This window comes from Maribacter algarum (ex Zhang et al. 2020) (genome assembly GCF_005885635.1).
Lineage (GTDB): Bacteria > Bacteroidota > Bacteroidia > Flavobacteriales > Flavobacteriaceae > Maribacter_C > Maribacter_C algarum.
This window is the reverse complement of the sequence record NZ_VATY01000004.1, coordinates 251,430-273,723: the sequence shown is the minus strand read 5'-3', so window position 1 is coordinate 273,723 and position 22,294 is coordinate 251,430. Positions and strand designations below refer to the sequence as shown.

Here is a 22,294-nt window from a genome sequence, read left to right as displayed (position 1 = left end):
TATGTATTAGTATCCTGGGTTCTGAGTGAGAACATCGGATCCTTGAATATCGATTTGAGTCTGAGGAATTGGATAGTACTCGCTTTTACCAGCTGTAAAGCTAGCTCCACCAAATTTAGTTACCAATTTCGAACCTTCAAAAGCTAAATAGGAATTTAGATAATCGGCTGCAATACCCCAACGAACTAAATCGAAGAAAGCATGACCTTCACCAGATAACTCTAACTTACGCTCAAAACGAACTGCAGCGGTAGCGTACGCCTTATCAGGGAAAGAAGTATATTCCGCAATATCATAGTTTGCTGCATCAGTTCCATCGGCATCCTTAACCCAGAACTCAGCCTTTGCAGCTCTAGCTCTAACTAAGTTAACATATTCCAATGCCTTGTCCAACGTGCCTGCTTCAATCTCTGCTTCAGCAGCCATCAATAGAACATCGGCGTACCGAATAATCGTGTAGTTCATTAAAGCATAACCTCTTGTCCATGAACTACCATCTGTAAGTGAGTTTTCTTGAGATTGATAGTACACATACTTTTTGGGTGAATAAGGACCCGCATAAGGGAAACTACGAATCCAAGCTGAACCAGGGTGAACCCCATCAACACCAGGCCAATCTAAATAAGGGATACCTTTCCTACCAATTGAATGATCGATTCTTGGGTCTAAAGGACCAGCATCTTCAACAAATGCAGCTTCGTCACCTCCATCAATTTGAGAAAATGTAAAGTTATCAGCAACTTGATTGGCGGGATCATTGAAAGAATCGTCTAATAAAGGCAAGCCAGCACTCGTTCTAAAAGAATTTCCTAATGAAATACTTGGTTGAAAGAAACCACAGCAGTTACCAGGGCCATCTGGTCCTGTATTGTATGGGTAGTTTAAATCATCAAAGTAGTTTGCATTCTGAGTACTACCTGTATCGTTTGCAGATTCTACATCGAAAATAGCTTCAGCATTATTATCAAATTCTGCGTTGAATATTGCCGCATAATTATCTAATAAAGCATATTTTTCTCCTGAAGGAGTAACTCCATTTGCAATTACATCGTCAAACCAAGTCTTTGCCTCAGCAAATTTGTTCTGATACAACTTAGCTTTTCCCATTAAGGCAGCGGCAGCCCATTTGTTAACGCGGCCAGCATCTGTAGTTGAAGGCAAATTATCATATGCAAATTGTAAATCAGCTTCAATTTGAGGATAAACCTCTGTTGTATTTGGCACAGTGACCACATCAACAGCTTCAACAGTTTCATCAAAAACTGGAACACTATTGAAGTGCTTCTTCAAATCAAAATAAAAATGTGCTCTTAACATTCTGGCTTCTCCCCCTATTCTTGCTGCGTCTTCCGCTGTTACATCAGTTGCATTAGCCAAGGCAGCTAAAACTGCGTTAGCTCTGGAAACTCCTTCAAACCTCCCTAACCAGAGTTGATTGATATCACCGCTAGTTGGGTCGATTTCGTAACGTTGAATCGGGTTGATCGAAGAATAATCACCTGCATCGGTTCCTTTATTTGCTTCACCGCCCATTATTGAGCCGGTAACCCAGTGATTAGGACCTTCAAAACGATTTCCGAAGACACCGTTTAAGGCAGAGTATGTTCCAATTAATAAGCCCTCGATACCATCTTTGGTACCTACCTGAGCATCAGCAAGAGAGCCCGTAGGTAAAACCTCAAGGAACTCGTCGCTACATGAAACTCCGAACATCAGGAGCCCCATGGTCAAGACTGTCAATTTTTTTAGATTAATCATTGTTTTCATAGTTATATTTTCGTTAAAGATATTATATTATTTTGATACAAATATCACAGCTTTATCACAATAGATTAAAGACCGATTTGTAAGTTAAACAGATACGAAGGTGAAACAGGATAGTTACCTACATCAATACCAAAGTTCGTATCAGCACCACCACCAATTCCTGGATCTAAACCACTGTACTTTGTTAGTGTCCAGATATTGTTGGCAGAAAAACCAATTTTCAACTTGCTTATACCCATTTTATCTATTATGTTATCATCAAAACTATAGGTGAAAGCCAGACGCTGTAGTCTCAAATAATCCCCTTTTTCAACGTACCAAGAGTTACCTGCTCCGCTCGTACTTAAGTTAGAGGCACTTTCCCAGATTGGCGCTGCTGCATTGTTACCCAATTCAGGTGTCCATGAATTGAAAGCTGCTCTACCTTTCGCTGAACCTTCAAACGTTCCGAAAAAGTCCGTAAACCATTTAGATTGGTTAAACAATTCATTACCTATGGAGTAAAACCAAAACATTTCCATCTCGATGTTCTTATATCTCAGGTTTATGGTAGAACCACCTGTAACATCTGGTACAGCGCTTCCTAAGAATGTTCTATCATCAGGAGTAATAGCACCATCGCCATTAACATCTTCATAACGAAAACGACCTAAACCTTTACCATCTTGAGCTGGAGAACTATCTACCTCGGCTTGAGAGTTGAAATATCCAATAACATTATATCCGAAGAAAGTTGAGATAGGTTGTCCTACAGCATTTCTAGTAGCCTGGATACCTCTATAACCTCTACCGTCAAAGAAATCAATACCTGGGGCCAAAGCCGTTATTTCATTCTTTAAGAAACCTGCAGTAACAGTAACATCATACGAAAAATCTTCTGTAAAGTTACCTCTACCGGCTACCAGGATATCAAGCCCTGAGTTCGCCATACTTGCGATATTTACTGACGGAGCCGCCGCAAAGTTACCGGTTACACCAGCCAGTGGTACATTATATAGAAGGTCTTCAGTGTCTTTTTTCCACCAGTCTATCTGGAATTCTAATTTGTCATTAAAGAAGGCAGCATCCAAACCAACGTTTATGGTTGTACTGGTCTCCCATTTTGCATCAGGGTTTCCAATTCTACTTTGTGCGAAACCTTCATCAGCACCACTGTTCTGACCACCAATCGGATAGAATGTTCTACCTCTGTTCGATGCAAACAAAGAATACTGGTTATTCGGATCAACATTGTTTGAGTTACCCATTTGTCCCCATCCTGCACGGAATTTCAAATCAGACATAAAATCTTGGTCTTGCATAAAGGGTTCCGAGATAACACGCCATGCAGCAGAAGCTGCGGGGAATGTACCGTAACGATTGTTACCACCAAAACGAGATGATCCATCGCGACGAATAACACCAGTTAAATAATAGCGCTCGTCAAAGTTGTAATCAAGTTTTCCGAAAGTTGAAGAGAAATTCACCCCTTTAAATTGACCACTATTCACGTTAGGACTCTGCACTACACTCAAACTCTGAAAGTCCAAATCAGTAGAGAACGGGTTAATACCATTACCGTTGATGAATCTTCCAGCACCAGTATTTAAGGCTTCAACGCCACCGAATAATTTTACTTTGTGTTTTCCAAAAAGCTTTTCATAAGTAAAAGTATTGGTGAAGGTCCAGTTGAAACTATAGTTACTACCTTCAGAAAAACTATTACTGGCTTGTGGTTCTGAATCACCTAAGTATCTAAAGCCATAATTAACAAAATGACTATTGTTATAACCACCACCAAGACTAGATCGCAAGGTAAGGCCATCAATTGGTTTTAATAAAAGGTAGAGATTACCAAAACCACCAATATTGTAACCAGTATCATCTTGGTCATTAAGTGTCAGCTGTCTTACTGGGTTACGTGGGTTGTTAAACCCAGAAGCTCTTGTACTTGCGAAACTTCCGAATTCATCACGTACAGGAATAATAGTAGGCATTCTGTAGGCGGAAAGAATAACTGATTCATCATCAGCACCACCAATACCGCCTTCACCACCAAACCCACCTACAACTGATCTGTAAGTCACCTGGAAGTTTTCACCAATACTTAACCATGGGGCAATATCCCATTCTGAGTTAAAACGAGCAGTATATCTGGCAAAATCATTATTTAAAAGAATACCTGCTTGATTTTGAGCAGATATGCCCATATAATAACGTCCACTTTCATTTCCACCATCAAAACCTAGACTTACACGACTTACTGGTGCAATTCTGGTAATTTCCTTAAACCAATTTGTTCCTGCCAAATTTGGTCGAATTAGGAATACGTTAGCCGGATCAGCCTCGTAGTTGGCACGTATTTGTGCTAAGTCCACATCAGCTTCAAAAACACCGTTTTGACCATCTGCGTGCAGGTAGTCAGGAAATCTAGGTGTAGCATTTGTTCCATACTGAGGGTGTGAATACTGAACTGCAGTACCCGTGGCAGCTGCATTGTTTTCATATGCTCTATGCGTCCATTCTGCCATTTCTTGTGGATTCAATTGCTCTGGAGCCCCACCAACATTGGGATCAGACACACCACCTGAAATGTCTATGGTCATTCTAGTTTTGCGATTGCTTCGAGAACCTTGCTTCGTAGTAAATACAACAACCCCGTTTGCTGCTCTTGCTCCATAAATGGAGGCAGCGGCCGCATCTTTAAGGATAGAAGTAGATTCGACATCAGCAGGATTGATAAAATCTGTATTCGAAGTTGGAACACCATCAACAATATATAGAGGTTCGTTACCACCAAAGGCACCGAAACCACGAACACGAATTTGAGAAGAAGAACCTACTTGACCATTGGTCAAAACAGTTACACCCGCAACTCTACCCTGTAATTGTTGTTCAATGTTACCTGAAGGGATAGCAGCTAATTCTTCAGCCTTAACTATGGAGACCGCTGCAGTTGTTTCACGCTTTGTCTCCGTTGCATACCCCGTAACAATAACTTCATCAAGAGCAGCAGCGTCTTCAGCCATTGTTGCATTAACGGTTGATTGACCATTAACCGCAACTTCTTGCGTTTGAAAACCCAAATAACTGAAAATTAAAGTAGCATCACTTGCTGCTTCAATAGTAAAGTTACCATCGAAATCGGTTTGTGTTCCGTTCGTTGTTCCCTTCACTAGTACGTTGGCACCAGGAAGTGGTGCTCCTGTTGCATCAGTAACTGTTCCAGTTACTGTAGATTGAACTGCATTTGCAAGTTCAAACTTAGTTAAGCTTGTTTCCGGATTTGCCATCGCTAGTTGCGCACCTAGACAAATCACCATCGACAAAAGCCCGATACCAAAAGAAGAGAGCTTCCCTTTGGGCCTTAACGAATTGTAATCACGTTTTTGATTCATAATCCTTGTTGTTTGTTAGTTTAAATTAATTTTGATTTAAGAGGGACATTTCAGAGAAGTTCTCCACCTAAAAGTGTTAAGAAAAACCCAATTAAGCGGTAATAATAGCAAAATTCTTCGGAATACAACAAACAATAACCCATAATTTACGGTTGTCAACTACAAGGTTTTCGTGGTATATTTTTTACAACTTCACATTCATGTACTGTAAATATTAGTGATTCGGCAGTTTTTTAATAAAAAAAGAAAATGTTGCAAATAGTGTGCTCGTTAACAAACCTTCACTCATTTGTTACGTTTCAACGCATTTTTTAACGTTAAACCCAGCTCTCTAAAATGTTGGGTTTTCATCGAAAAAGCGTTGTTTTTTCTTGGATTAGCCTTTTACACGGAAAAAGTTAAAAAGAGAGGATAAGAGAGTCTGCTGGTGTAGAATATAATTGTCTCTTAAAACTAAACGTTTCTTTCCAAAAAATCACTTAAACTTTATCACACAATGCAACTTGACTTGTATTATCCATATCCTTGAAAAAGAACAAAAATGAACTCCCGCCTTCTTTTATTTTGAACTTTTTGCGAATGCCATCCACACTTTCGGGAAAGTTACGTGTGGTTATATTGGCTTTGGTCAAGTTAAGATTTTTGACGTTTTTCTTGCCATAAGCGACAAGTTTCAACAACTTAAAGCGTCTGCCCGGAAAATCAATTAGTCTTGATGACGTATAAAGATGTGTGTTTGGGTTAAGTTTCTTTAGGTTGCATTTAAATCCAATACATTTGAAGGCCCCAGCTTTCAAAACTGAAGCATTTGGTTCATATAGGTAGGAAAGGGGTAGAGCGAAATCTGGTTGGGCTGTCTTTTCTTCAGTTAACTCAAAATCGAAGTTCTGAACTCTTGAATTTGTAAAATTACAAGTTCTAATCTTTATTCCGCCCAAAAATCCTTTTTTCATCACCCAAAGGAGTTCTTTCACATCATTATTTATGGCGATTACGTGAATTTCTTTTACTCCACTCAGTTCTTTAAGGCCAATTGAAATATCTAGAAGCGGTGATGTTTTAAGAAGGATATTTTCTGATTTACTATAAAGCAGTTCCAGGTTTTCTAGAATATTAGGTTCACAATCCGAAAGTTGAAAGACTTTTCCATTGGAATCATTTCTTCGAGAGGGATCGAGAAAAAGCCAATCAAAATTTTTCTTGGAATTCTTTATAAAATCCAATCCGTTTATTGCAAAAGTCTGGATGTTTTTGGCGCCCAACATATGGAAATTATGAGCTGTAATTTCTTGCAAGTTTTTATTGATTTCACAGTGAAAAACAGCGGCTATTTTTTTACTAAAATAATAGCTGTCAACTCCGAGGCCTCCGGTTAGGTCTAGTAATGATTTTCCCGCAATAATCCCACTCTTGTATTGCGCTGCGATTTCAGAAGAGGTTTGTTCAATATTTATTTTTTTTGGATAGTATATCCCTGGAGTTTTGTACCAAGTTGGTAGTTTTTTTTTACACTTTTTTTTGCTTTCTATCTGCTGTGAAAGCTCCTGCTGGGAAATATCTTCGAACAGCGGTTTTTTTAGTAATACTGACATGATGTCAGTATTTATATTTTGAAGTATAAAATCTTGTACACCAGTGTTTAATAGTTTTTTATTCAAAGTAAAACTACAGATTTTTTGTTAAGGATTTTACAATCTTATTTTCTGATAAAAATTCCTTTAAAATCACCTTTATTGCGGTGTATCCGGGTACTGCAATGATCATACCTGTAACCCCAAATAATAATCCACCAATTATAATTACAAGAAAGATTTCTAGCGGATGGGATTTCACACTATTGGAAAAAATATAAGGTTGTGAAAAGAAATTATCGACCAATTGCCCGATAACGAAACCAATCATTACATAGCTTGTTTTTGGTAAAATAACGCTACTAAAATCGGCTCCTAAATTGCTAGTCATTGACAATACAAGCATCAAAGCCCCACCGATTATTGGACCGACATATGGAATCAAATTTAATAGAGCACAAAGGAAGGCGATTACTATCGCATTTTCTATTCCAAAAATGAATAAAACAATCGAGTAAATCACGAATAAAATCAATATCTGAAATACTAATCCAACGAAGTATCTCGACAGTAAATCCTTAATCGTATTAATTGATTTTTGTAATCTGGTTTCTTTGCTATCTGGAACAAAAACCATTAATCCATCTTCAAATAATTTACTATCTTTTAAGAAGAAGAAAGCAATAAACAGCACTGAAAATAGACCGATACTTAAGCTACCCAGTATACCAACCAAGGAATTTAGGAAGTTGGGGATGAATCCAAAATCAAAGTTTGCCAAAAGTTTGGAGTTTTTGATACTTTCTTCAATCTCTGCCGAACTTAAATCAAAATATTCGATGATTTGCAAGTAGAGATTCTCAAAGTTTCCTTGTAGTGCCTCCATGTTTAATAACGAAAGATTTTGTCCTTGTTTAACTAGCAATGGAATAAAAAGGGCGATTATTCCTGCGATAATTCCAATCAAAAGCAGCATGGTCACTATTACCGCAATCGTGTTGTTGAATTTAAGTTTCCTTCTAAGAAAAAGAACGATAGGCCGTCCTATTAATGAAATTACAGCAGCGATGGCAATGTAAGTCAATACGGAACTGATTTGGTACAAGAAGTAACCAAGAAGTAGAATACCGACTATTACGGCTAATGCCCTTAAAATACCTTCGGAAATGGTTTTGGCAGTCATTGGTAAATTATTAGTTTTTTATGGTTTTGTGCTGAGAGCTTGTAGTTATTGAGTTTATTGTATTTAAAACTCCTCTAAATCAGTTTTTAAATACATATGAAATTATATTCGCACCCATTTGCAATGCTTGTAATCGAACAGGTTCAGGGTCAGTGTGAACGGATGGGTCCTCCCATCCATCACCTAAATCTGACTCGAAAGTAAACAAAAGTACAAGACGATTTTCATGGAAAATTCCAAAGGCTTGAGGCCTTTTGCCATCATGTTCATGAATTTTGGGTAATCCTTCAGGAAATTTGTACTCCTGGGAAAATATCGGGTGGTTTGCTCCAATCTCTTCTAATTCTTTATCAGGAAATACTTTTATCAATTCTTTTCTCAAATAAGGTTCCATTCCGTAGTTATCATCGATGTGGAGAAAACCTCCAGAAATTAAGTACGTTTTTAAGTTCTCTGCTTCTTCACTCGAGAAAACTACATTTCCATGACCAGTCATGTACAAAAAGGGGTATTGAAAAATTCTAGAATCTCCCAGATTAACAGTTTCAGGCTTTTCATTGAGTTTGGTGCCAACATTTTTATTGCAAAAGTGAATCAGATTCGGAACCGCCGTAGGGTTGGAATACCAATCACCACCGCCGTTATATTTTAGAATGGCTATGTCCTGTCCTAAAGCAAAGAGAGAGGTGAAAAAACCAAAAATTAATGTTAATCGAGTAAGGTGCTTCATAAATCATCGTACTAAATAGGAGTGGTCACAAATTTAATGAATATCATCTTGAAAAATATCTATATCGTTTTAATTGTATTAGGAAGCCTTGTCACAATGGCATTCACTATTGATATTAATAAAAAAGATCGGTCCAATTTTGAGCTGAGCGAAGAAGCAATTTATGAACCTATTGTTGTTCTCGAGCTTTTTACATCGCAGGGTTGTTCAAGTTGTCCTTCAGCTGATTTGCTTCTACAAAAGGTGAAAAAGGAATATAAAGAAAAAGTTTTTGCATTATCATATCATGTGGATTACTGGAATTATATTGGCTGGAAGGACCCTTTTAGCAAATCAGAATTTACTAAAAAGCAAAGAGCTTACAATATAAAATTTCGAAACCGCAGTAATTACACACCACAATTGGTGGTCAATGGAAAAGAACATTTTGTAGGTTCAAGTTCGGCAAAAATGTACGGTAGAATCAACGATTACGGACAAAAGAAAGCTACAAACAAAATTAACCTTAATGGAGCTTCAGTTGATAAAAATAAAGTTTCTTTCAAGTATCAGGTCCAAGGAAGTTTGAAAAATAAAATGATACGAACACTTTTGGTGCTTGATGAGCGTACAACTCAAGTAAAACGTGGTGAGAATAGAAACCGAACATTACAAAATAGTAATATAGTAGTAGCTGAAAAATCGGTTGTACTAGAGGAATCTGCTAGTACTATTGAAATTTCCATACCAAAACTTGTCAAACCTAATGATAATTTAAACCTAATCGTTCTTGTGGAAACCAAGGAATACGATATCAAGGCTGCAGCCAAACAAAGTTTGGTGCGCTGACTATGAAGAAGAAGTTGTTTGTTTGAAATTCCGTCGAATTGCTATGATTCGGCGGTTTTTTTATCCGTTATTTATCATATTAACTGTTGTACACGCCACTATTGCCGCTGTTTCAGTTCGCAATCGATTTTCTCCTAAAGAAACAGGTAAGAATCCTTTTTCATATGCTTGGCTGATTTCAGTTTTAGAAAAGTCTCCTTCTGGTCCGATGAGCACCGTAACATCTTTGTCAGGAGCTACTCTTCTTTTTAAATCAAGCTTTTCCTCATCCTCGCAATGTGCTATAAATAAAAGGCCTTCTTGCGCTTTGGCCATATATTCTTTATAGGATATTGGTGCATTTAGTTTGGGGAGAAATGTTTGTAGAGACTGTTTCATTGCAGATTGAATCACCTTTTGCAAACGTTCCAACTTAATGACTTTTCTTTCGGAGTTTTCACATATAATAGGCGTTATTTCATTCACCCCAATTTCCGTAGCTTTTTCTAGAAACCATTCAAATCTATCGTTCATTTTGGTGGGAGCTACTACCAAATGAAACCAATACATTTTTGGGTGTTTTTTGTCTGTGTCAATAATTTCCGCTTTGCACATTTTAACGGATGCATCAATAATTTTGGCTTCGAAGAGATATCCGTTGCCGTTAGTGATATGTAAAATATCATCTTTTTTTTTACGCAGCACTTTAACAATATGTTTACTTTCTTCTTCGCTAAAAGTAAATTGTGATGCACTAGTATCTAATCGGGGATTGTAGAATAATTGCATTGATTTATGATTATTTTGTTTCAATTAACTGTGAATACAGTATTTATTCATTCTTAGAGATTTCTTAACTACCTATGACGTATCTAGCTTTGGCAGTAACATCTTGTTTCGTAAAATGTGCTTCTTTGTATTTCAAATAACCAACAATTCCAATCATTGCGGCATTATCAGTGCAATACTCGAATTTAGGAATGAAAGTGATCCAACCATGTAGATGTTCCGCTTCTTTCAGCGCTTTTCGTATACCTGAATTGGCAGAAACGCCTCCTCCGATAGCTATTCGTTTTACTCCCGTGTCTTTTACCGCTTTTTTCAGCTTGTCCATTAAAATCTGAATAATGGTATATTGGATAGAAGCACAGATGTCATTTATATTTTCGGCAACAAAATCAGGGTTCTTTTTAACTTCTTTTTGGATGAAATATAGAATGCCGGTTTTCAAGCCACTGAAACTGAAGTTTAGGCCATCTACCCGCGGTTTTGTAAACTGGAATGTTTTCGGATTTCCGAGTTGGGCATATTTGTCCACCAGTGGTCCGCCTGGGTAGGGCAGTCCCAATATTTTTGCGCTTTTATCAAATGCTTCTCCAACCGCGTCATCTAAAGTTTCACCTAAGATTTCCATATCAAAATAATCTCTTACTAAAACAATTTGGGTATGCCCACCACTGATAGTAAGGGCCAAAAAAGGAAAGGTAGGCGCTGTCATACTTTCCTCCTCAATAAAATGAGCTAAAATATGTGCCTGCATATGGTTGACCTCGATAAGGGGAATATTCAATCCTATAGCCAATGATTTTGCAAACGAAGTGCCTACTAATAAAGAACCCATAAGTCCTGGTCCTCGCGTAAAAGCTATGGCTGATAACTGTTTTTTATCGATATTTGCTTTCGACAATGCTTGGTGTACAACCGGAACGATATTTTGCTGGTGAGCCCTTGAGGCAAGTTCGGGTACGACACCCCCATATTCCTCATGAATTTTCTGTGTAGCCACGACATTGCTCAACTTTTTTTTATTGCACAAAACCGCCGCCGAAGTGTCGTCGCAAGACGATTCTATCGCAAGAATAAAAATTGGTTCTTTTTCCATAAGGTTTGGAATAAAAATTGAAGTACAACCAAAAAGCAAAGGTAAAACATAAAAGTCCTATCAAGAAACTGAGAAAAATATTGCTTCGAACCGTATTGGTATTGATACTGATATGTGTTTTGGGGACTCTTATTCTCTCCGCACCTTTTGTTCAAACTCGTTTGGCGAAGCTCGCTACAGATTCAATTAATAAAGAATACGGAACAAATATTAACGTTGATAAGCTTAAAGTATCCCTTATTTCATTTAATACCTCGCTAGAAGGTGTTTATATTGAAGATTACGAAAAGGACACACTTTTCTATATCAACGAGCTAACAACCTCAATTTTAAATGTCAGGAATTTGGCCAAAGGAAAATTAGAATTCGGTGATATCGATATAGATGAACTTGATTTTAAACTTAAGACTTATAAGGACTCAATTTCCACAAATTTGGAAGTATTTATTGATAAATTAGATGATGGTAAACCTCGAAAACCGGGAACACCACCTTTCTTTTTTTCATCCTCTAAGGTTGAAATTGCCAATAGTACATTCAAACTTCATGACGAAAATCGCGAGACAGTTGAAATGCTCAACTTCAAAAACCTGAATATCTCAGGAGAAGACTTTCAAATTCTAGGTCCGGAAGTAACTGTTGATATTAAAGCGATGTCATTTAATAGCCATCGGGGGCTTCAAGTAGATAAGCTATCCACAGATTTTAAATATACCAAGCAGCAAATGCGTTTTGATTCTCTAGGAATTAAAACTCCTGAATCAGAACTGAAGGGAAATCTTGTTTTTAACTATGAACGGAAAGATTTCAAAGATTTTTTGAATAAGGTAAAGATTCAAGCCAGTTTTACCGAATCGACCGTTGCTTTTGATGAAATTAATAAGCTTTACAATCAATTTGGAAAGGGCAAAAAAGTTAACTTTGCGTCAAGTATAAATGGCGTTTTGAATGATTTGAATGCAGAAAAGCTCTTTGCTCAATCAGATAATACCGGTATTCGAGGAGACTTCAATTTTAAGAACCTTTTTAAAAAGGATGTGTCCTTTATTATGGATGCTAAAATGAAGAATGTCACTACAAGTTACTATGAACTGCGATCTCTTCTTCCTAATATTCTTGGAACTTTGCCAACATCCTTTCAAAAATTGGGACAGTTTACGGTTAGAGGTGATGCCTTAGTGTCTGAAACGGCTATAAATGCAAAGGTAAATTTGAATACCGCTGTTGGTAGCAGTTACGCAGATTTAAAACTCACTAATATAGATAACATAGACAATGCCGAATATGAAGGATTCGTGTCCCTAATAGATTTTGACCTTGGCGGATTAACTCAGCGGAAAAGTTTAGGGAAAACTACGTTTGACTTTAATGTGGAAGGTAAAGGCTTTTTGCAAGAAAATTTGAATACCGAAGTAATAGGACAAGTGTATTCTGTTGATTTTAATGGCTATACCTACGAAAACATAAAAGTATCTGGAATCGTAAAAGACCAATTGTTTGATGGTACTTTGGTCGCCAATGACGAAAATTTGAAATTCAATTTCAAGGGTTTAGCTGAATTTGGTTCGGGTAATAATAATTATAATTTCATTGCTAACGTTGATTACGCCGATTTAAAAAAATTGAATTTTATAAATGATAGTGTTTCCATTTTTAAAGGAAATGTAAATATGGATATCACTGGAAATACCCTTGACAACATCGAAGGGGATATTCGATTCACCAAGACCAATTTCCAAAATAAAAACGACACCTATTATTTCGAAGATTTTAAGGTTTCATCTACGTTTGAAGCGGATTCTACAAGAACCATCGATATTAATTCTACGGATATTATTACCGGCTATCTTAAAGGAAAATTTAAGGTTGAGGAGTTGGGTAGATTAGTACAAAACTCCCTGGGCACGGTGTATACGAACTACCGTCCATTTGAAATTTCTGAGGGACAGACTTTAGCCTTCAATTTTAAGATTTATAACAAAATCGTGGATGTATTCTTTCCAGAGGTTAAGTTTGACCCAAATACCTTTATCAAAGGAAATATTGTTGCTGATGAAGGGGATTTTAAGCTCAATTTTAAATCTCCCAGTATTTCTGCTTTTGGAACAGAGGCAGATCAAATTGAAATGAAAATTGATAACAAAAACCCGTTATTCAATACGTTCGTCTCCGTTGGTGATCTGTCAACACCTTACTATGACGTAAAAGATTTCAATTTAATTAACACCACTTTAAAAGACACCTTATTTTTTAGGGCTGAATTTAGGGGAGGTAGTGAGTATAATGATAGTTACAATTTGAATTTCTACCATACGTTCAATGAGCAAAACAAATCTGTAATCGGTTTAAAAACTTCAGACGTTAGCTTTAAGGGGAATACTTGGGTTTTGAATAAAGATGGTGATACGAAAAACAAGGTTATCCTGAATCGAACATTAGATAGTATCAATATTCAAGAAATTGTCATGAATAATGAAGCAGAGGAGCAAATTCGTCTTCGCGGTACCTTGGCAGATTCCACATCAAAAAACCTACAATTACAATTTAAAATTGTGTCCCTTGATAAAATTGCGCCTGTCATTGACAGCCTTAATCTTGAGGGTGAGGTCAATGGTACCTTGAATATTTTTCAAAAGGACGGAATATATCTGCCCTCATCAAATCTAGGTATCGATGATTTTTCAATCAACGGGATACGATTAGGAGATTTAACTATGGGAATTGTAGGGAATAAAGACCTTACCGACTATGTCGTAAACACTCAAATAACGGACAACGGTATCGAAAAATTGGGCGTAGTTGGCAATATTAGCAATAAGGGAGATATGCCCACCACCCAGCTGCTCGCCAATTTTCGTGATTTTGACTTAGAACCATTTAGCCCCTTGGGTGAAGGTGTAATCGACAATATAAGAGGTGATTTAAATGGCAGCGTACGTATAAATGGGAATATAGATAACCCTGAAATCAATGGATTGCTGACCTTGGACAATGCAGGAATTGCCGTGCCTTATCTTAACGTGGACTATAGTTTTGCACCAAATTCAAGAGTAAGACTTATCGACCAAACCTTTGATTTTGACGAAATCGCCTTGACTGATGTTGCTGAGCAAACTAGAGCAACAATTGATGGTACCATAAAACATTCCTATTTCAAAGATTGGCTACTTGACTTAAATGTTAATGCAAGTAATGATCGCCTTCTCATTCTCAATACGGAATACGATGAAGAAGAACTTTATTTTGGCCAAGGTTTTTTGAAAGGTACAGGGAGAATTTTTGGACCTACTAAAGCACTTACAATTACGGTTGATGGAGAAACAGCTGGGGGTACATCAATAAATATTCCACTTAGCGACGCTCCTTCATTAGGAGATTATTCCTTCATTAATTTTATTGACAAGAAGAATAGGGTAGACTTTGAAGAGCAGCGTGTTTTGGATGATGTAGAAGGTTTAGAATTGGAGTTTGACTTGAATATTACTCCTGAAGCTACCGTAGCAATTAGAGATCCTGAAACAGGTAGTGTTTTAAGTGGAACAGGAGAAGGCATTGTTTTGATGCGAATCAATACTCGTGGCAGATTTGAAATGTTTGGAACGTTTGCAGTAGTAACCGGCAAGTATAATTATAGGTTCGGCGGCTTAATTGATAAAACCTTCGATGTTAAACCTGGAGGTACCGTTAATTGGGAACAAGATCCTCTTGCGGCCCAAATACGAATGGAAGCAGTTTATAACCTGAATGCTAATCCTGCACCACTATTGAATAACTCAGGTTATTCCCGCGGTATATCAACAGATGTGGTTATCGATTTGACAGGAGAGCTTGAAAGCCCTGATATTGGCTTTAATATCGAATTTCCTGGTACAAATTCTATTGTAAAATCAGAATTGGAGTATCAACTTCAGGATCCCAGCGTAGAGGAAAGAAATGCTATTTTCTTACTAGCGCAAGGTTCTTTTGTCAACAATCAAAATGGGGTTAATACAGGACAGGCAATTACCGGAAATATAACTCAGTCTGTCACCAGTATGTTGAATCAGCTTTTAAGTTCGAACGACGACAAGTTCAAATTTGGAGTTGACTATCAGCAAGGTGTTCAAGATAGGGCGGCCGCAATTAACACAGATAGTAGGTTAGGAGTCACCGTTTCAACCCAACTAAGTGAAAGGGTTTTAATCAATGGTAAGGTTGGGGTGCCTGTTGGGGGAAACAGTGAAACCATAGTAGCAGGAGACGTTGAAGTTCAGCTATTATTAAATGAAGAGGGCACCTTGAGTGCAAAGTTCTTTAGTCGACAAGGTGATGTACAAGAAATTCTGGCTGATAATCTTGGTTCTACTCAGGGTGCTGGACTCTCTTATGAAGTAGATTTTGATAATTTCAAGGAATTATGGAGAAAAATTTTCAAGAAAGGCGAAGAAGAAGAGCCTCAGAAGAAGCCTGAAAAACCGAAAACACAGCCGGTATCTGTAATGGGGAATGATAGTCTGGTAAGATTCTATACTAAGAACAAAGGTTTGCGTTAGTTTTACTACAAAATCCAACCTATTAGTTGTATTCTAAACAACTTTGGTGTTATCGAGCACACGAAAACGTTTTAGTGGTAAAATGATTCGAAATTAAGACCTCTTATGGTTCTATAATTCGAATAAGTTTGCTAATTTCGTTGGCTTAATTTTTCCATGGCTTCAAAGATAAAAAAGATAGGTGTTTTTACCTCAGGAGGTGACTCTCCTGGCATGAATGCCGCCATTCGGGCAGTAGTCAGAACATGTGCCTTTTTGAAAATAAACTGTGTTGGTATTTTTCGTGGATATCAGGGAATGATTGAAGGGGACTTCAAACCCATGGATGCCCGAAGCGTAAATAACATCATCAACAAAGGTGGGACAATCTTAAAATCCGCTCGATGTCAAGAATTCCGAACGGCCGAGGGGCGCAGAAAAGCATATGAGCAGTTAACAGCTGAAGGAATAGATGCTTTTGTGGTCATTGGTGGAGATGGTAGTTTTACAGGAGCAATGATTTTCAATGAAGAGTATGGTTTCCCGGTAATGGGTATACCTGGAACAATAGACAATGATATTTTTGGCACATCCAATACATTGGGTTTTGATACGGCTTGTAATACGGTTGTTGAGATAATTGATAAGATTAGAGACACGGCTAGCTCCCACAATCGGTTGTTTTTTGTTGAAGTGATGGGGAGAGATGTTGGTCATATTGCCCTCAATGTTGGAGTTGGAGCTGGTGCAGAGGAAATCCTTATTCCAGAAGAAGATTTAGGCCTAGAACGTCTCGTTGAATCCCTAAAGCGCAGTAAGAAGTCTGGGAAGTCTTCCAGTATAGTCGTGGTAGCCGAAGGCGATAAAATCGGGAAAAGTGTTTTTGAGCTAAAAGAATATGTAGAAGAGCACTTGCCGATATACGACGTTAGAGTATCGGTATTAGGTCATTTGCAGCGCGGTGGAGCACCTTCTTGTTACGACCGAGTATTGGCTAGTAGAATGGGAGTGAAAGCTGTAGAGACTCTGTTGGAAGGAAAAACGAATCTAATGGTAGGTATTCAGAACAACGAGTTGACCTTAACACCAATAAGCAAGGCCATAAAAGGACATACAAAAATAGATAGCGAACTCATTCGAGTTTCAGATATAATGACAACATAATATAAAAACACTTAAAAAGAAGAAAATGTCAAACTTAAAAATAGGAATTAACGGATTTGGAAGAATAGGTAGACTGGTATTCAGAACTACCGTAAAAAGAGGTGACGTTGACGTAGTTGCTATTAATGACCTTTTGGATGTTGAACATCTTGCATACTTATTAAAATATGATTCTGTTCACGGTAGATTTGACGGAACGGTTGAAGTAGAAAATGGAAATTTAGTAGTTAACGGAAAAACGGTACGGATTACAGCGGAAAGAGATCCAAAGAACATCGGATGGGATGCTGTTGGGGCAGAAATAGTTAATGAATGTACAGGAATCTTTACCACTTTGGAAACGGCTCAATATCATATTGATGGTGGCGCTAAAAAGGTTGTTATTTCTGCGCCTTCAAAGGATGCCCCAATGTTTGTTTACGGCGTTAACCACAAAAATGTACAAGCATCCGATACTATTGTTTCCAATGCATCTTGTACTACAAACTGTTTAGCTCCTGTGGCAAAAGTCTTAGATGATAACTTCGGAATAGAAGAGGCTTTAATGACTACAATTCACGCTAGTACTTCAACACAATTTACAGTTGATTCTCCATCCAGAAAGAACTATCGTTTAGGTCGTTCTGCAATGTTGAATATTATTCCATCAACTACAGGTGCTGCTATTGCAGTTACTAAAGTTATACCAGCTTTAACAGGAAAATTAACTGGAATGGCGTTTAGAGTTCCAACCGCTGACGTTTCTGTTGTTGATTTAACAGTTCGGGTTAAAAAAGAAACTTCCTTAGGTGAGATTAAAAAAGCATTCAAAGCGGCTTCAGAAGGAGAACTTAATGGTGTGTTAGGTTATACAGATGAAAGTGTTGTTTCTCAAGACTTTGTGGGAGATGCTAGAACTAGTATTTTCGATGCAGAAGCATGTATTGAGCTAAATTCTGGTTTTTATAAAATAATCTCTTGGTATGATAATGAAGCAGGATTCTCCAATAAAATGGTAGATCTTACGCAGCATGTAGCTAGTTTATAAACAAAAAGTTTATATTTATGGTATCCTGAAGATTAGTGGTTTACACTTGTTTTCAGGATACTATTTTTAAAAATCATTCTATGATATTGATTGTTGATAGTGGTGCAACCAAAGCAGACTGGATTGCTCTTGATGAAAAAGGAGAACAATTGTTCCTTACCCAAACTTTAGGCTTAAGTCCTGAAGTTTTGACTAAAGCGGTTATTGAAGATCGGTTGGCCAACAATTTTGAACTATCAAAAAACAAGGAAAAGGTCACTCGGTTATATTTTTATGGAGCAGGCTGCGGAACAGATAGAATGAAAAAGTTCTTAAAGGAAATTTTTTCTGATTTCTTTCCTAATGCAAAAGCTGAAGTTAAGGAAGATACTTATGCTGCGATTTTTTCAACCACGAAAATTGGTCACCAAGGTATTGTCTGTATTCTTGGTACTGGGTCAAATTGTAGCTATTATGACGGACATCAACTTTTTCAAAAGGTTACTTCATTAGGCTATATTCCTATGGATGATGGTAGCGGTAATTTCTTCGGCAGAAAATTGATTCGCGATTATTACTTCCATAAAATGCCACAAGATTTAGCAATGAAATTTGCCAAAGGTTATGATTTGGATGCAGATGTTATCAAAGAAAACCTCTACAAGCAACCCAATCCAAATACTTATTTGGCAACTTTCGCCCGATTTTTAGTAGAAAATAAAGATCATCCGTATTGTAAGGGCGTAATAGATAAAGGTTTTCAGCAGTTTGTTAACAACTATATCATGCAGTTTGAATTGGCCACCAAGGTACCAATCAACTTTGTAGGAAGCATTGCGCATTATCTAAAAGAAGAGCTAATAACTGTTTTAAAGCGAAACGATCTTATTGTCGGAGTTATTCGTCAAAGACCGATCGAAGGGCTAGTAGAGTTTCACAAAGAAACCATCTAAGCCTATACTATAGTGCTGCAATCATTGAAATTTCTACATTTACAAACTTAGGTAAGTTTGCTACTTCAACAGTTTCTCTGGCCGGAGCTGTTTCGGCGTTGAAATATGCACCGTAAACTTCGTTTACCTGAGAGAATTGGTTCATGTCAGCCAAGAATATAGAAGACTTTACTACATGTTCAAAACCCATATCTGCTTCATTAAGAATTGCTTTGAGATTCTCCATGCATTTTTTGGTTTCGGCTTTAATATCACCGGCTATTAAATTTCCTGTTGCTGCATCCATGGGAATCTGTCCAGAAATGTATAAGGTGTTCCCACTTAAAACAGCTTGATTATAAGGCCCGATAGGAGCTGGGGCATTTGAGGTATTGATTATTTTTTTCATAGAAAATGTTTTTATCGTAATTCTCGCGGAGGCGGCAATCTATATTTTATTTATTAGACTGAATCATCAAGTAAACAATTCAAACAATGCATTATCTTCTTGGCGGTTGGCTTCTATTTTCCCATTTCAAGTCTTTCAAAATACTAGAGCTAATCCCTATAAAGAAATCCCATCTTCTATATTGTCCAAAAGGGGTCCAATTGAATCGCAAATTAAAACTACCTAATTTTCGTTCTAATCGTAACTGCGTCAAGGTAAATCCTTTTCCTTTGAAATCATACCCGGTTGAGCCTCCAACTTTCCATCGAGGGGTTAATTGAATATTCCCCCTTACCATGATCGAATGACTCCCGAATTCATTTTGACGTGCTGCGTTATTATAGGTGGCCGAATAGGCTAGATTGAAATCCCAAGGAATTTTGGTGCTAAAAATAGGATTTTCGATATCCTGATCTTTTCGTTTGTCCTCTTCATAAATGGGATTTCCAAATTCATCTACTTTCTCAAAAGGATTGTTAATCTCCTCTTGTGCAGAATAATCATATTGGCCGGCTTCTTCATCCAGTTCCTCATCTGGTTCCTCTTCTTCCTCATCTTTTTTGCCGAACATTTCGCTATCGATGCGATAGCCAATATTGACATTGGCTCTTGTTAAACGTAATAAGCTACCTCCATTGTCTATATTAAATGTATTGACTCGCCTACCGTTATTGTCAATCGCATAGGGGTCTAAGCCTGCTGAAAAGTTAATCGACATCTTATTGTTCAAGATGTTAGTACCCCCGTTAACACTTAATGGACTTAACTTCAGGGAATCCGCTTCTAGATTATACCCTGTGGATATATTGAAATTACTTAAAATTGGAACTTTCTTTGGTTCAGTAATAGTAGAATCCTTATTGCGTACTTTGGCCTCTAAGGTATTTGCTAAAGAAAAACTCAAACTATTTGATTTGCCCAGACGAGGTGCACCATTTAGTGTTCCTTCGAATCTACTAAATTGAACTACTTCTCCATTTTCTCCAATATATTCGTCATAAAACTGGTCAAATGATGGAGCATAACCGTAACTTATGGACGGACGCATTACATGACGGATCGCCTGCACTTTTTTGTCGTCTCCAAATCGAAACGTACCATAAATCGTTGTTCCTATGCTGGCGCTAAAATTATACGTATTGTAACGGTCAAAACCGGCAACAGTGTCTCTTACGACCGTTCCTCGTTGAGTTGGGTCTTCTGCCTCAACAAATCTTTGATTGAATGTTTCTGCAGTCCATACATCTTCGTAGTTACCTCCCATGGTTACACTCAGGTACTTCAGTAATTTAAAGTTGGTGCTAATAGGTATTCTATGTCTGGCGCCAAAACGAGCATTTTCGAACATTGCTCCAGTAAGAAAGTCTTCATCATTCGTGGTTAATGAATATCGAGCATTCACATCATACTGTAAATTGATATTCTGAAAAATACCCTTTTTTATTCCATCTCTTTTAACAAAGGGAAAAATACGCTCCATACTTCCTTGAAAAGTTGGAAGTGTCATTTGGATATTGTCTTTACCGTCGTCTGTTGACCCAGGGGATGTATCTTGACTATGAGTGGCGGTCAAACTCATATTTATGGAAGGATAGGCTGGCAAGGTCTTAGAATACGAAATGGAAGAAGAGTTATTATTCCGCAATAAATTGGCGCTACTTACCCTACCCAAAGAGTTTTGAAAGAACTGACTACTACCGAGGTTGACCGAAGCGGAAAATCTTGAATTGGGACTCGCTTTAGTGTCTTGAGAATGAGATATTTGAATGTTATAGTTTGAACTTCGACTGAAATCACTGAATCCTTTTTGGCTAGTGACTAGATTCTGATAAGTGACGTTAATATTTCCTCTGTACTTATAACGCTTTACATAGTTCGAGCGCGACCTGATTCCCCAACTTCCATTCGTATAAAAGTCTCCAGTCAACTCAATATCTAAATTATCACCGATAGGTAGATAATAACCACCATTTTGCAAAAAATAGCCTCGATTAGGATCGTTACCTATTGAGGGCATCAGAAGACCAGCTGTTCTTCCTACACTTAATGGGAAATAGGCAAAAGGCAATCCGATAGGCGTTGGCACGTCGGCAATGTAGATGTTGCTCAAGCCAGCAATTACTTTTTTACCCGGCACCAATTTGGCTTTTCGAACCCGTATGTAGTAATCAGGGTTGATGGTATCTTCTGCAGTGGTGATTTTTGCCTCGTTCATAAAATAGACCGAATCATTCTCTTTTTTTGTGATTTCTGCATATACCTTCATGGCGTCACTACCTAGTTGACCGGCCCCTGCTTGTTGCTCAGTTCTTGAGTTAAATATCAAGGCTTTTTGAGAATCGAAATTAAACCTGATGGAATCGGGGATTACTACCTGCTCTCCTTGTTTGAAATAAGGTAGTTGAGAGTAAACTCCTAATGAATCTTTAATACGGCCTGCATATACCTCGTTGTTAACATAGTCCATAATGATTATTCCGGCCTTGAGTTCAGTGTCTTGATAGTATATTTCCGCCTCATTGTAGAGATAGATTTTTTGATTCTTTTGACTTAAAATTATGGAATCTTTGGCCTTATATTGAATCTTGTCAAGCAAGAGTGGAGAACCTCCATTAGCACCAGTAATTTCAGTAGAATCTTTTGAAATGCTGTCTTTTTCAACAGGTCTTGGAAAGAGAGGAGCAACTATTGTATCCTTTTCTGCCTTGATGGGCAAACTAATTATCTGGTCTTCCTGCGCCAGCCCAGAAAGCGTACCAATTAAAAGTAGGAAGAGGAAAAGTAAATAATGTTTATTTGATTGCAAGGCTATAAATCCTATTTTTGTAAAGGTTTGGCTTCACTTTAGGAGATCAAACTTACATATATTTTTTGTTCCTTTAATAGGGCATTACAATAAATTTAACCATATTGAAA

At 37.6% G+C, this 22,294-nt stretch carries 14 protein-coding genes; 5 read left to right on the top strand and 9 right to left on the bottom strand.

Annotated features, from left to right (window positions below):
- Positions 1 to 6 precede the first annotated feature (6 nt).
- The 5 genes from FEE95_RS18190 to FEE95_RS18170 form a co-directional block, all read right to left on the bottom strand.
- Positions 7 to 1,767, bottom strand: a complete 1,761-nt coding sequence (locus tag FEE95_RS18190) for a RagB/SusD family nutrient uptake outer membrane protein (RefSeq protein ID WP_138659449.1) — start codon at positions 1,765 to 1,767, stop codon at positions 7 to 9.
- Positions 1,768 to 1,832: 65 nt separating this feature from the next.
- The gene (locus tag FEE95_RS18185; RefSeq protein WP_138659448.1) at positions 1,833 to 5,144 is read right to left on the bottom strand and encodes a SusC/RagA family TonB-linked outer membrane protein; all 3,312 of its coding nucleotides are present in this window, start codon (positions 5,142 to 5,144) and stop codon (positions 1,833 to 1,835) included.
- A gap of 479 nt (positions 5,145 to 5,623) precedes the next feature.
- A complete protein-coding gene (locus FEE95_RS18180; RefSeq protein WP_317129265.1) occupies positions 5,624 to 6,736 on the bottom strand; it encodes a THUMP-like domain-containing protein in 1,113 nt (370 codons plus the stop codon).
- Positions 6,737 to 6,809: 73 nt separating this feature from the next.
- Entirely contained in the window at positions 6,810 to 7,898 is a 1,089-nt protein-coding gene (locus FEE95_RS18175) for an AI-2E family transporter (RefSeq protein WP_138659446.1), read from the bottom strand.
- Positions 7,899 to 7,977: 79 nt separating this feature from the next.
- The gene (locus FEE95_RS18170) at positions 7,978 to 8,628 is read right to left on the bottom strand and encodes a DUF4159 domain-containing protein (RefSeq protein ID WP_138659445.1); all 651 of its coding nucleotides are present in this window, start codon (positions 8,626 to 8,628) and stop codon (positions 7,978 to 7,980) included.
- A 48-nt stretch (positions 8,629 to 8,676) separates the two neighbouring features.
- Here FEE95_RS18170 and FEE95_RS18165 point away from each other — a divergent pair, with 48 nt between their 5' ends.
- Positions 8,677 to 9,456, top strand: coding sequence for a DUF1223 domain-containing protein (locus FEE95_RS18165; RefSeq protein ID WP_171037084.1), 780 nt, complete (start codon positions 8,677 to 8,679; stop codon positions 9,454 to 9,456).
- Between the two features lie 60 nt (positions 9,457 to 9,516).
- Here the strand turns inward: FEE95_RS18165 and FEE95_RS18160 are convergent, their stop codons facing one another.
- Positions 9,517 to 10,224, bottom strand: a complete 708-nt coding sequence (locus FEE95_RS18160; RefSeq protein WP_138659443.1) for a 16S rRNA (uracil(1498)-N(3))-methyltransferase — start codon at positions 10,222 to 10,224, stop codon at positions 9,517 to 9,519.
- Positions 10,225 to 10,288: 64 nt separating this feature from the next.
- On the bottom strand, positions 10,289 to 11,317 hold the full coding sequence (tsaD, locus tag FEE95_RS18155; RefSeq protein ID WP_138659442.1) for a tRNA (adenosine(37)-N6)-threonylcarbamoyltransferase complex transferase subunit TsaD: 1,029 nt from the start codon (positions 11,315 to 11,317) through the stop codon (positions 10,289 to 10,291).
- 17 nt (positions 11,318 to 11,334) lie between these two features.
- Here tsaD and FEE95_RS18150 point away from each other — a divergent pair, with 17 nt between their 5' ends.
- The 4 genes from FEE95_RS18150 (at position 11,335) to FEE95_RS18135 (ending at position 18,951) form a co-directional block, all read left to right on the top strand.
- Positions 11,335 to 15,849: a translocation/assembly module TamB domain-containing protein gene (locus FEE95_RS18150; RefSeq protein WP_317129263.1), complete on the top strand. Its 4,515-nt coding sequence runs from the start codon at positions 11,335 to 11,337 to the stop codon at positions 15,847 to 15,849.
- Positions 15,850 to 16,005: 156 nt separating this feature from the next.
- Positions 16,006 to 16,992, top strand: coding sequence for a 6-phosphofructokinase (gene pfkA, locus FEE95_RS18145; RefSeq protein ID WP_138659441.1), 987 nt, complete (start codon positions 16,006 to 16,008; stop codon positions 16,990 to 16,992).
- A gap of 25 nt (positions 16,993 to 17,017) precedes the next feature.
- The gene (gap, locus tag FEE95_RS18140) at positions 17,018 to 18,019 is read left to right on the top strand and encodes a type I glyceraldehyde-3-phosphate dehydrogenase (RefSeq protein ID WP_138659440.1); all 1,002 of its coding nucleotides are present in this window, start codon (positions 17,018 to 17,020) and stop codon (positions 18,017 to 18,019) included.
- An 80-nt stretch (positions 18,020 to 18,099) separates the two neighbouring features.
- On the top strand, positions 18,100 to 18,951 hold the full coding sequence (locus tag FEE95_RS18135; protein ID WP_138659439.1) for an N-acetylglucosamine kinase: 852 nt from the start codon (positions 18,100 to 18,102) through the stop codon (positions 18,949 to 18,951).
- Between the two features lie 7 nt (positions 18,952 to 18,958).
- Here the strand turns inward: FEE95_RS18135 and FEE95_RS18130 are convergent, their stop codons facing one another.
- Together FEE95_RS18130 and FEE95_RS18125 are read right to left on the bottom strand one after the other, a co-directional pair.
- Positions 18,959 to 19,339 carry a Rid family detoxifying hydrolase gene (locus FEE95_RS18130; RefSeq protein ID WP_138659438.1) on the bottom strand — a complete coding sequence of 127 codons (381 nt, stop codon included), beginning with the start codon at positions 19,337 to 19,339 and terminating at the stop codon, positions 18,959 to 18,961.
- 91 nt (positions 19,340 to 19,430) lie between these two features.
- Positions 19,431 to 22,184 (bottom strand): putative LPS assembly protein LptD, encoded by a 2,754-nt coding sequence (locus tag FEE95_RS18125; protein ID WP_138659437.1) that lies wholly within the window; start codon positions 22,182 to 22,184, stop codon positions 19,431 to 19,433.
- Positions 22,185 to 22,294: the final 110 nt, after the last annotated feature.